The sequence below is a fragment of the Streptomyces katrae genome, assembly GCF_000966975.1.
Taxonomy (GTDB): domain Bacteria; phylum Actinomycetota; class Actinomycetes; order Streptomycetales; family Streptomycetaceae; genus Streptomyces; species Streptomyces katrae.
Genome location: NZ_JZWV01000697.1, coordinates 1 through 12,137, shown reverse-complemented (window position 1 = coordinate 12,137; position 12,137 = coordinate 1). Strand labels below are relative to the sequence as shown.

At 71.2% G+C, this 12,137-nt stretch carries 8 protein-coding genes and 1 pseudogene; 6 read left to right on the top strand and 3 right to left on the bottom strand.

Translation table 11 applies throughout. The annotated features are described in order from the left end of the window. Positions 1-104: 104 nt before the first annotated feature. Positions 105-1,091 (bottom strand): ADP-ribosylglycohydrolase family protein, encoded by a 987-nt coding sequence (locus VR44_RS24350; protein ID WP_045949723.1) that lies wholly within the window; start codon positions 1,089-1,091, stop codon positions 105-107. A 270-nt stretch (positions 1,092-1,361) separates the two neighbouring features. On the opposite strand from VR44_RS24350, the gene VR44_RS24345 reads away from it, so the two are divergent. From VR44_RS24345 to VR44_RS24325, 5 genes are all read left to right on the top strand, one after another. Continuing rightward, positions 1,362-2,093: a VIT1/CCC1 transporter family protein gene (locus VR44_RS24345; protein ID WP_045949722.1), complete on the top strand. Its 732-nt coding sequence runs from the start codon at positions 1,362-1,364 to the stop codon at positions 2,091-2,093. Positions 2,094-2,494: 401 nt separating this feature from the next. After that, on the top strand, positions 2,495-7,033 hold the full coding sequence (gltB, locus tag VR44_RS24340; protein ID WP_211275117.1) for a glutamate synthase large subunit: 4,539 nt from the start codon (positions 2,495-2,497) through the stop codon (positions 7,031-7,033). Next, the gene (locus tag VR44_RS24335; RefSeq protein ID WP_045949720.1) at positions 7,026-8,486 is read left to right on the top strand and encodes a glutamate synthase subunit beta; all 1,461 of its coding nucleotides are present in this window, start codon (positions 7,026-7,028) and stop codon (positions 8,484-8,486) included. Before gltB ends, VR44_RS24335 begins: the two co-directional genes overlap by 8 nt. Before the next feature lie 208 nt (positions 8,487-8,694). Next, positions 8,695-9,531, top strand: a complete 837-nt coding sequence (locus VR44_RS24330) for a helix-turn-helix domain-containing protein (RefSeq protein WP_045949719.1) — start codon at positions 8,695-8,697, stop codon at positions 9,529-9,531. Then, positions 9,516-9,719, top strand: coding sequence for a DUF397 domain-containing protein (locus VR44_RS24325; protein WP_045949718.1), 204 nt, complete (start codon positions 9,516-9,518; stop codon positions 9,717-9,719). The genes VR44_RS24330 and VR44_RS24325 overlap by 16 nt, the downstream gene beginning before the upstream one ends. A 49-nt stretch (positions 9,720-9,768) precedes the next feature. Here the strand turns inward: VR44_RS24325 and VR44_RS24320 are convergent, their stop codons facing one another. After that, on the bottom strand, positions 9,769-9,957 hold the full coding sequence (locus tag VR44_RS24320) for a hypothetical protein (RefSeq protein ID WP_045949717.1): 189 nt from the start codon (positions 9,955-9,957) through the stop codon (positions 9,769-9,771). Between the two features lie 62 nt (positions 9,958-10,019). After that, positions 10,020-10,925, bottom strand: coding sequence for a hypothetical protein (locus tag VR44_RS24315; RefSeq protein WP_045949716.1), 906 nt, complete (start codon positions 10,923-10,925; stop codon positions 10,020-10,022). Between the two features lie 501 nt (positions 10,926-11,426). Here VR44_RS24315 and VR44_RS24310 point away from each other — a divergent pair. After that, a pseudogene (locus VR44_RS24310) lies at positions 11,427-12,137 on the top strand (hypothetical protein); the annotation flags it as partial.

Below are 12,137 nucleotides of genomic sequence, written 5' to 3'. Positions count from 1 at the left end.
CCGACGACACAGAGGGAGAGGCGGGGGGGGGGGGGAGGCCGCCCCGGGCGGGGCGGGGCAGGGGGAGTGTTCCCCGGTGGGGTCGGGTGGGGCGGGGGGTGGGGTCATCGGGTGGGCTCGGATTCCGGGGTGAGGAGGTCCGCGATGTCCAGGACGTGGTAGCCGCGCATCGACGGCAGGCAGCTGCCGCGGACCGGGCCGATGGCCGAGGACCAGGCGGTGGGGATGGCGGCGGCGCCCGACAGGGCGCCGGCCAGGGCGCCCGCCACCGCCGCTGTGGTGTCGGCGTCGCGGCCCATGGTGACCGCCGTGAGGACCGAGGACGGGAAGTCGCCCCCGCAGGCGGCGAACGCGCCGAAGGCCAGGCCCACCGCCTCCGGGGCCAGGTCNGTCCACGGGTAACCGCCGATGACCACCGCCGAGCGCACCGCCCGCTCCCCGCGCGGGGCCGCGGTGACCGCGCGCCGCAGGGAGCGGGCCGTCCAGGAGTCGGACGGGATGACGGACAGGGCCGCCGAGACCACGGAGGCGGGGGAGCCGCCCGCCATCGCGGCGGCGACCCCGGCGGCCACCGCCTGGCCGCCGTAGATGCCCTCCCCGTCATGGCTGACCGTGCCGTCGATGGCGACCAGCCGCGCCGCCTCCGCCGGGCGGCCCGCCGCGAACACCCCGAAGGGGGCCGCCCGCATCGCCAGCCCGTCCGACCAGGCGTGCCGGTGCTGCGCCGAGATGGGCGCGGCCAGACCCCGGCGGAGGTTCTCCAGCGTGCCCCGCTCCGAGAAGCCCGCCCCGCGGAACGGCCCCTCGTCCAGGTCGGCGATCCAGTGGTGCCAGGCCCGTTCCACGTGCGCGACGGTCAGCGCCGAACCGTGGCGGGCCAGCAGCAGACCGGAGAAGATGGCGTACTCCGTGTCGTCCGTCCCCGCCGGGTCCTCCGACACGAAGCCCTCGATGCGGCCCCAGCGGGCCCGGATCTGCGAAGGCTTCATGTTCTCCGCGGGAGCGCCCAGCGCGTCACCCACCGCGAGGCCGAGCAGCGCGCCCCTGGCCCGCTCCAGGAGGACTTGCGGATTGCATGCGATCAGCCCCATGGCGCGCCTCTCCCACGTGAGTGGGACCCATCATGAGCCCCTGGGGGATTTGTGCCACGCCATGTGGTTTGTCGCTCGCCGCGAAACACCCCCCGAACACCCCCGTCACCCGGTCGCCGACCCGCGAAAGCCCAGGTAAGTACGGCCTTCCTTGCTGGCGGCGGCCGTAAATCGTGCGTAGTTTCGAGGTGTTCAGGGGAGTGCCCGGGGAGGGCACGGCTGCGCGTCGCTTTCGCGTACCCACTCATGCGAAAAGGGGAGATACGCCGCATGTCCATCATCGACACCCAAGCGCCGCTGCACACCGCCCACCGCGACAACCACACCCACCGCGACGTCAACGGCGGCTGGCTGCGCCCGGCGGTCTTCGGCGCCATGGACGGGCTCGTCTCCAACCTCGCGCTGATGACCGGTGTGGCGGGCGGCGCGGGGGCCCCCGCGACCATCGTCATCACCGGTCTCGCCGGTCTCGCCGCCGGTGCCTTCTCGATGGCGGCCGGCGAATACACCTCCGTCGCCTCGCAGCGCGAGCTGGTCCTCGCCGAGCTCGACGTGGAGCGCCAGCAGCTGCGCAAGCACCCGGTCGACGAGATGGAGGAGCTCGCCGAGCTCTACGTCTCGCGCGGGGTCGAGCCCGCCCTGGCCCGCGAGGTCGCCATGCAGCTGTCCCGCGACCCCGAGCAGGCGCTGGAGATCCACGCCCGCGAGGAGCTCGGCATAGACCCCGACGACCTGCCCTCGCCGCTGGTGGCGGCCGCGTCGTCCTTCGGCTCCTTCGCGCTGGGCGCGCTGCTGCCCGTACTGCCCTACCTGCTCGGGGCGACCGCCCTGTGGCCGGCCGTGCTGCTGGCGCTCGTCGGGCTCTTCGCCTGCGGCGCCGTGGTGGCCCGGGTCACGGCCCGCTCCTGGTGGTACAGCGGTATGCGCCAGCTTGTCCTGGGTGGTGCCGCGGCCGGTGTGACGTACGTCCTGGGAACCTGGATCGGCGGCGCCATAGGCTGAGAGGCCCGGGAGTGAGACACTATGCAGGACGTAACATAAGTAGTCCCGGATCCGGTGGTTTCACTTCCGTTGCCGCCGGGCATCAGACCAGGGCGTCGGGCAAAGATGCCCGTTTCGCGCCGGGGCCTTCATCCCGAGCCGTATTCGCGGAAAGCTTCCAAGCTCGCTCCACCCTCCGCAGCCCACCGAAGGTCCCTTCTTTCGGCCTCGTGCGGTGTCCGCATGCTGGAACGCAATATCCGCTTCTCGGAATTGCAGTCATCATGTAACCTGCACGAAATTTCGCAGAGGGCCAACGTCGTCCCTCGGCCAGCACATTTGCCACGACGACGACGGGAGAGCCGATGCGTTCCGCATCCACGCACTCCGCGACCGGCCCCAGCACCACCGCCTGGTCGCCCATGGACGGTCGCCCCGCCCAGCAGGGCATGTACGACCCGCGCAACGAGAAGGACGCCTGCGGCGTCGGATTCGTGGCGAACCTCACCGGCGAGGCCACCCACACACTCGTCGAGCAGGCCCTGACCGTCCTGCGGAACCTCGAGCACCGCGGCGCCACCGGCTCCGAGCCGGACTCCGGCGACGGCGCCGGCATCCTGTCCCAGGTCCCGGACGCCTTCCTGCGCGAAGTCGCCGGATTCGAGCTCCCCGAAGCCGGCGCGTACGCCGTCGGCATCGCCTTCCTCCCCGCCGACGGCTCCGCACAGGCCGTCGCCGTGGAACAGATCGAGGCCATCGCCGCCGAGGAGAACCTGACGGTCCTCGGCTGGCGCGAGGTGCCGGTCACCCCCGACCTGCTCGGCAACGGGGCCCGCACCACGATGCCCGCCTTCTCCCAGCTGTTCGTCAGCAACGGCAGCACCGGCATCGAGCTGGACCGCAAGGCGTTCGTCCTGCGCAAGCGCGCCGAGCGCGAGGCCGGGGTCTACTTCCCCTCGCTCTCCGCCCGCACCATCGTCTACAAGGGCATGCTGACCACCGGCCAGCTGGAGCCCTTCTTCCCGGACCTCTCCGACCGCCGCTTCGCCTCGGCGCTCGCCCTGGTCCACTCCCGGTTCTCGACGAACACCTTCCCGTCCTGGCCGCTCGCCCACCCGTACCGCTTCGTCGCGCACAACGGCGAGATCAACACGGTCAAGGGCAACCGGAACTGGATGAAGGCCCGCGAGTCCCAGCTGGCCACCTCCGCCTTCGGCGAGGCCGCCCTGGACCGCATCTTCCCGATCTGCACCCCGGACGCCTCCGACTCCGCCTCCTTCGACGAGGTCCTGGAGCTGCTCCACCTCGGCGGCCGCTCGCTGCCGCACAGCGTGCTGATGATGATCCCGGAGGCGTGGGAGAACCACACCTCCATGGACCCGGCCCGCCGCGCGTTCTACCAGTACCACTCCACGATGATGGAGCCCTGGGACGGCCCCGCCTGCGTCACCTTCACCGACGGCACCCAGGTCGGCGCGGTCCTCGACCGCAACGGTCTGCGCCCCGGCCGCTACTGGGTCACCGACGACGGCCTCGTCGTCCTCGGCTCCGAGGTCGGCGTCCTTGACATCGACCCGGCCAAGGTCGTCCGCAAGGGCCGCCTCCAGCCCGGCAAGATGTTCCTCGTCGACACCGCCCAGAAGCGGATCATCGAGGACGACGAGATCAAGGACGAGCTCGCCTCCGCCGCCCCGTACGCGGACTGGCTGGAGACCGGCGAGATCGAGCTGACGGACCTGCCCGAGCGCGAGCACATCGTCCACACCCACGCCTCGGTCACCCGCCGCCAGCAGACCTTCGGCTACACCGAGGAAGAGCTGCGCGTCATCCTCGCCCCCATGGCCCGCACGGGCGGCGAGCCGCTCGGTTCCATGGGCACGGACTCCCCGATCGCGGCCCTCTCCGAGCGCCCCCGGCTGCTCTTCGACTACTTCACCCAGCTCTTCGCGCAGGTCACCAACCCGCCGCTGGACGCCATCCGCGAGGAGCTCGTCACCTCGCTGCTCTCCTCGATCGGCCCGCAGTCCAACCTGCTGGAGCCGACCGCCGCGTCCTGCCGCAGCGTCACCCTGCCCTTCCCGGTGATCGACAACGACGAGCTGGCCAAGCTCATCCACATCAACGCCGACGGCGACATGCCCGGCATGAAGGCCGCCACGCTCTCCGGCCTCTACCGGGTCTCCGGCGGCGGCGACGCCCTCGCCGCCCGCATCGAGGAGATCCGCGCCGAGGCCGACGCCGCCATCGCGGCCGGCGCCCGCCTGATCGTCCTGTCGGACCGCCACTCGGACGCCGAGCACGCGCCGATCCCCTCGCTGCTGCTCACCTCCGCCGTCCACCACCACCTCATCGCCACCAAGCAGCGCACCCAGGTGGGCCTGCTGGTCGAGGCCGGTGACGTCCGCGAGGTCCACCACGTCGCCCTGCTCATCGGCTACGGCGCCGCGGCCGTCAACCCGTACCTGGCCATGGAGTCCGTCGAGGACCTCCTGCGCGCCGGCACCTTCATCGAGGGCATCGAGCCCGAGAAGGCCATCAAGAACCTGATCTACGCCCTCGGCAAGGGCGTCCTGAAGGTCATGTCCAAGATGGGCATCTCCACCGTCGCCTCCTACCGCGGCGCCCAGGTCTTCGAGGCCGTCGGCCTGAACGAGGAGTTCGTCGACACCTACTTCAGCGGCACCGCCACCAAGATCGGCGGCGCCGGCCTGGACGTCATCGCCAAGGAGGTGGCCGCCCGCCACGCCAAGGCGTACCCGGTCTCCGGCATCGCGGCCACGCACCGTGCGCTGGAGATCGGCGGCGAGTACCAGTGGCGCCGCGAGGGCGAGCCGCACCTGTTCGACCCGGAGACGGTCTTCCGCCTCCAGCACGCCACCCGCAACCGCCGGTACGACATCTTCCGCAAGTACACGGACCGGGTGAACGAGCAGTCCGAGCGCCTCATGACGCTCCGCGGCCTCTTCGGCTTCAAGTCCGACCGCCCGTCGATCTCCATCGACGAGGTCGAGCCGGTCTCCGAGATCGTCAAGCGCTTCTCCACCGGCGCCATGTCGTACGGCTCCATCTCCAAGGAGGCGCACGAGACCCTCGCCATCGCCATGAACCAGCTGGGCGGCAAGTCCAACACCGGTGAGGGCGGCGAGGACCCGGAGCGCCTGTACGACCCGGCGCGCCGCTCGTCCATCAAGCAGGTCGCCTCCGGCCGCTTCGGCGTCACGAGCGAGTACCTGGTCAACGCGGACGACATCCAGATCAAGATGGCCCAGGGCGCCAAGCCCGGCGAGGGCGGCCAGCTGCCCGGCCACAAGGTCTACCCGTGGGTCGCCAAGACGCGTCACTCGACGCCCGGCGTCGGCCTGATCTCCCCGCCGCCGCACCACGACATCTACTCCATCGAGGACCTGGCCCAGCTGATCCACGACCTCAAGAACGCCAACCCGGCCGCGCGCATCCACGTGAAGCTCGTGTCCGAGGTCGGCGTCGGAACGGTCGCGGCCGGTGTCTCCAAGGCCCACGCGGACGTCGTCCTGATCTCCGGCCACGACGGCGGAACCGGCGCCTCCCCGCTCACCTCGCTGAAGCACGCGGGCGGCCCCTGGGAGCTCGGCCTCGCCGAGACCCAGCAGACCCTGCTGCTCAACGGCCTGCGCGACCGCATCGTCGTCCAGACCGACGGCCAGCTCAAGACCGGCCGCGACGTGGTGATCGCCGCCCTGCTCGGCGCCGAGGAGTTCGGTTTCGCGACCGCGCCGCTCGTCGTCTCCGGCTGCATCATGATGCGCGTCTGCCACCTGGACACCTGCCCGGTCGGCGTCGCCACCCAGAACCCGGTCCTGCGCGACCGCTTCTCCGGCAAGCCCGAGTTCGTCGTGAACTTCTTCGAGTTCATCGCCGAGGAAGTCCGCGAGATCCTCGCGGAGCTGGGCTTCCGCACCATCGAGGAGGCCGTCGGCCACGCCGAGCTCCTCGACACCAGCAAGGCCGTCACCCACTGGAAGGCCCAGGGCCTCGACCTCGAGCCCCTCTTCCACGTGCCGGACCTGCCCGAGGGCGCGGTCCGCCACGCCCTGGTCGAGCAGGACCACGGCCTGGAGAAGGCCCTCGACAACGAGCTGATCGAGCTCGCCGCCGACGCGCTGAACGCCGAGACCGCCGAAGCGGCCCAGCCGGTCCGCGCCCAGGTCGCGATCCGCAACATCAACCGGACCGTCGGCACCATGCTCGGCCACCACGTCACCAAGAAGTTCGGCGGCGCGGGCCTGCCCGACAACACCATCGACCTGACCTTCACGGGTTCGGCCGGCCAGTCCTTCGGCGCCTTCCTCCCCAAGGGCATCACCCTGCGCCTGGAGGGCGACGCCAACGACTACGTCGGCAAGGGCCTCTCCGGCGGCCGGATCGTGGTCCGCCCGGACCGCGGCGCCGACCACCTCGCCGAGTACTCCACCATCGCCGGCAACACCATCGGCTACGGGGCCACCGGCGGCGAGATGTTCCTGCGCGGCCGCACCGGCGAACGCTTCTGCGTCCGCAACTCCGGCGCCCTGGTCGTCTCGGAGGGCGTGGGCGACCACGGCTGCGAGTACATGACCGGCGGCACCGCGGTCGTCCTCGGCGAGACCGGCCGCAACTTCGCGGCGGGCATGTCCGGCGGCGTCGCGTACGTCATCGACCTCGACCCGCGCCAGGTCAACTCCGGCAACGCGGAGGCCGTCGAGGCACCCTCGGACGAGGACAAGCAGTGGCTGCACGATGTGGTGCGCCGCCACGAGGAGGAGACCGGCTCGACCGTGGCCGCGAAGCTCCTGGCTGACTGGGACGCCGCCGCGGCCCGCTTCAGCAAGATCATCCCGACCACGTACAAGGCAGTGCTCGCCGCCAAGGACGCCGCTGAGCTGGCCGGACTCTCCGAGTCCGAGACCACCGAGAAGATGATGGAGGCGGCGACCCATGGCTGACCCGAAGGGCTTCCTCACCACCCCGCGCGAGACCGCCTGCACCCGTCCCGTCGCCGAGCGCGTCAAGGACTGGAACGAGGTCTACGTCAAGGGCTCGCTGCTGCCGATCATCAGCAAGCAGGCCGGCCGCTGCATGGACTGCGGCATCCCGTTCTGCCACAACGGCTGCCCGCTCGGGAACCTGATCCCCGAGTGGAACGACTACGCCTACCGCGAGGACTGGTCGGCCGCCGCCGAGCGCCTCCACGCCACGAACAACTTCCCGGAGTTCACGGGCCGCCTGTGCCCCGCTCCGTGCGAGTCGGCGTGCGTGCTCGGCATCAACCAGCCGGCCGTCACGATCAAGAACGTCGAAGTCTCGATCATCGACCAGGCCTGGGACAACGGCGACGTCACCCCGCAGGCCCCGGACCGCCTCTCCGGCAAGACCGTGGCCGTCATCGGCTCCGGCCCCGCCGGCCTGGCCGCCGCCCAGCAGCTGACCCGGGCCGGCCACACCGTGGTCGTGTACGAGCGCGCCGACCGCATCGGCGGCCTGCTGCGCTACGGCATCCCCGAGTTCAAGATGGAGAAGGTGCACATCAACCGCCGCATCGAGCAGATGCGCGCGGAGGGCACCAAGTTCCGCACGGGCATCGAGGTCGGCCGCGACATCACGGCGACGGACCTGCGCAAGCGCTTCGACGCGGTCGTCGTCGCGGCGGGCGCCACCGTCTCCCGCGACCTCCCGGTCCCGGGCCGCGACCTCAAGGGCATCCACTTCGCGATGGAGTACCTCCCCCTCGCGAACAAGGTCCAGGAGGGCGACTTCATGGCGCCCCCCATCACGGCCGAGGGCAAGCACGTGGTCGTCATCGGCGGCGGCGACACCGGCGCGGACTGCGTCGGCACCGCCCACCGCCAGGGCGCCCTGTCGGTCACCCAGCTGGAGATCATGCCCCGCCCGTCGGAGGACCGCCCGGCGGCCATGCCGTGGCCGACCTTCCCGATGCTGTACAAGGTCACCTCGGCCCACGAGGAGGGCGGCGAGCGGATCTACTCCGTCTCCACCACCCACTTCGAGGGCGACGAGGACGGCAACGTCCAGGCCCTGCACCTGGTCGAGGTCGAGTTCATCGACGGCAAGCTCACCCAGAAGCCCGGCACCGAGCGCGTCCTCCCCGCGCAGCTGGTCACCCTGGCGATGGGCTTCACCGGCACCGACCAGTCCAACGGCCTGGTCGAGCAGTTCGGCGTCGAGCTGGACGAGCGGGGCAACATCGCCCGCGACGCCTCGTACGCCACCAACGCCGACGGCGTCTTCGTCGCCGGCGACGCCGGCCGCGGCCAGTCCCTGATCGTGTGGGCCATCGCGGAGGGCCGCTCGGCCGCCCGCGGCGTGGACCGCTACCTGACGGGCACGAGCACCCTCCCGTACCCGGTCAAGCCGACGGACCGCTCGCTGATGGTGTAACCCCGTCACCCCTCCCCCCGGGGAGACCCCTCATACGGTCCGTACAACGAGGTACGGCAATCCGACACCGCGCCCGCCATGTCCCCGACCAGGGATGGCGGGCGCGGTGGCGTTCGGTAGTCGTATGAATGCGTTCGGCTGAATCTTCAGGTTGGCCGGGGCTACGCTCCTCGCAGGCAAGGGGATTGCGGAAGCGGGGAGTCGACTCATGGCCAAGTCGAAGGACGAGGGCGCCGCGCAGAGTCCGGAGGAGTTCGCCCGCGAGGAGCTGCGGCGGCACCGTGAGGCGGCCGGGCTGACCCAGGAGGCCCTGGGCGAGCGGATCTTCGTGAGCGGGTCGTACGTCGGGCAGATGGAATGCGGCACGCGACGGCTCCGGCCGGAGCTGGCCGAGGCGATCGACAGGGAGCTCGGCACGGGGGACTACTTCCTGCGTCTGGCCAGGGCGTTCAAGTCCAAGCACGTGGAGTACTTCGCCGCAGCGGCTGAGCTGGAGGCAATGGCGGCGGCTATCTATGAATACGCCTCCACCCTGGTGCCTGGGCTGTTGCAGACGGAGGACTACGCCCGGGCACTGATCCGGGGCGGCAATCCCACCGCGCTTGCCGAGTACGTAGACGGCCTGGTCGAGTCACGTTTGGACCGCGCACGGCTTCTTGACGATCCGACGGCTCCGGAGATGTGGGTCGTCCTGCACGAGGCGGTTCTTCGGACGGCAGTCGGCGGGTACGGCGTGATGGCCGCTCAGTTGCGACACATTGCCTCGTACGTCCGCGCCCATCGGATCACCATGCAGGTGGTGCCGTTCTCGGCCGGTGCCCAAGGCGCCCTGGGATCGTTGGTGACCATCATGCAATTCGCAGACGCGCCCGACGTGGTGTACACGGAGGGTCCCCGCGTAGGGCAGTTGCTCGACTATCCGGCGCTGGTTCGGACTCACTGGAAGCTCTACGATCTGGCGAGGGCCGCCGCACTGTCGCCGGAGGTGTCCCTGACCTTGATCGAGTCGGTGGCGGAGGAATACGCGACATGCACGCAGACGTAAACGAGCTGTCCTGGCGGAAGTCCTCGTACAGCAACTCCGATGGCGCCAGTTGCGTCGAGGTCTCCGACGACGTCCCCGGCGCGGTCCCCGTCCGCGACAGCAAGCAGGCCGGTGGCGGCCCCGTGGTCGTCTTCGCCGGAGCCGCCTGGGCCTCCTTCATCCAGGACGTCAAGCGCGACCGAGCCTGATCCCGCCGCCCGGCCGGGCGCTGCTCCGGCCGGGCGGGGCCGCAGGCCCTCAGGTTCCGCCGGCTTCGCCGTCGTCCCGGCGGCTTTCGCGCTCGGCTTCGTCGAGCTCGCGCATGCGGCGCTCGATGCCTTCCTTCAGGCTCTCCCGCTCCGGCGGCTCAGGCTTGGCCTCGGGCCGCCGCATCATCTTGCGCAGGCGATCCGCGCGCTCCTTGCGTTGCTGGGCGTCCTCACTCACGACGGCCTCCTTGGCAGGCGGGCTGAGGTTCGTACCGCAACGATTGTCCTCCCTGCTTCCGCCTACTTCCCCTTGGCCTTGGTCTTGGCCTTGGCCGGCTTGGCCGCCTTGTCCTTGAAGGCCTTCTCCGCCGGGTTCGCACCCTTCAGCCGCTCGATCTCGGCGCGCCATACGCCGGCCCGGGCGCTGGTGGACTCCTTGACGTGGGCCGTGAGGGTCCGCGCGGCCAGGTACTGCTTGGAAGAGGGGCCGCTGGCGGCCAGACGGCTGACGGTCTTGGTCTGGGCGTCGATCGCCTCGCGGATGCTGCCGCTGCCCGACAGCTTGCCGAGCTTGCGGAACTTCGGCTCGTTGCCCTCGAACCAGATCTGCTGCCACCAGTCGCCGGTGGCCGAGTCCTCGAAGCTGATGTATCCGCCGCGCAGGATCGTCCGGGGCGCCTGGATGTGGCCGCCGAAGCTGTAGCGCGTGCCCGGGACGGTGACCGGGTCGTAGAAGCGCGGGGTGAAGAAGTCGGAGACGAGCAGGCCGTTGATGGTGTAGCCGAACGCCTCGTCCTCCGAGGGGTCGGCGACCTCGACGAGGAACCGGGCCTGTCCCTGGTCGGGGTGGGGGGACTTGCCGGACACCAGACGGTTCCCGAACGGGTCGGCCAGCATTTCCAGCATCTCGTGGCTCGCGGTCAGCGACCAGCTGTCGCTGTACTCGATGAGGGAGTAAGGCTGTTTGTTCTCGTCCGTGTGGTACCCCGCCGCGCCGGGTACGTCGTCGACCACGATCAGCGGCCAGTAGCCGACGGGCACGTCCTCCAGCCGGTCGAAGGCGTCCACCGTCGCGTTCACCTGCCACAGCGGCGCGAAGTCGCGGGTCGCCTGTTTCTGGAGCGCGGCGGCGACCCGGGTGATCTGTGAGGGGGTGATCGTGTTGCTCTTGGTCTCGGACACGAGGGCGAGCTGGTGGATGAGCATGGGTGCGGCTGACCTTCCGTTTCGCGGCAGCGGCGGCCCGGCCTGGAACCACTTCGGCTCCCACGGCCGCCAGACCCGTCGAGCTTCACCGAGCGGAGGCCCGATCACGCGCGCACATGTCCGAACGTGTGGAAATGCCACCCGAACGGCGGTTTACGAAAGCTGTTTACTGTTTAAGGAACTGGCGCGGAACGCGCGGTGAGGGCAGCCGGGGCCGCACGCGTGGTCACTCCCGTCTTGCGGAATCACGAGGGCCCGGGCCTCCCACAGGTGCTCATCGGCGTGCGGCGCGGCGACGTCCTGGACGCCGTCTTCAAGCCCCCGGGCCGGCGCGCGACTGCTGACCGCCGGACGGGATCCGCCCGGTCAGGCGGGACGGTGCACCGTGGGGGTGCGCACCGCCCCGCCCGGCCCGGGGTCGGGGCGCGGCGTCCCCCGGACGGGGTCATCAGCGGGGCGTCGCTGGGCAGTTGAGGCGGCGGCGGTGTAGCAGTGGGCCCCATGCCCTCGCGAACCCTGGTGCGCCGGCTCCTCGCCGCCACCCTGCTCATGGCCCTCGCCCCCCTCACCCCCGCCCATGCCGCCGACCCCGAGCGGTCCGTCGACTACCGGGGCCTGCACCTGACCCTCCCCGCCGACTGGCGGGTCGTCGACCTCGACCGTGACCCCGGGGCCTGCCTGCGCCTGGACCTCCCCACCCTCTACCTCGGGCACGCCGGCCCCCAGACCCGCTGCACCGGCCGCAGGGCCGTGCCCGTCCGCGCCGACACCCTCCACCTGGAACCCCTGGCCGACGCCCCGCCCCGTGCCGACGTCCCCACCCTCCCCGTCCCCGACGGCGCCGAGCCGCCCCCGGCGGAGGGGGCCAGCGCCGAGGTCCGGTACGCCCTGCACGGGCCGGGGGTGATGGCCACGCTCTCGTACGGGGCACAACCGGAGACCGTACGGGCCCTCCTCGCGCACGCCGTCGGACAGCCCTCGGCACCGGCCGGCCGGCCGGCATCCGGCGCGCCGGGCCCGGCCGCAACGACGGCACCGGCATCCGCCGTCGGCGTCGGCGCCGGAGGCACCGGCGCCCCTGCCGCCGCCTTCACCGGCCACGGCTTCGACGCCTGCACCGCCCCCTCCCAGGACGCCATGGACACCTGGCGGGCCGACTCCCCCTTCGGCGCGGTCGGGATCTACATCGGCGGCCGGGCCCGCGCCTGCGCC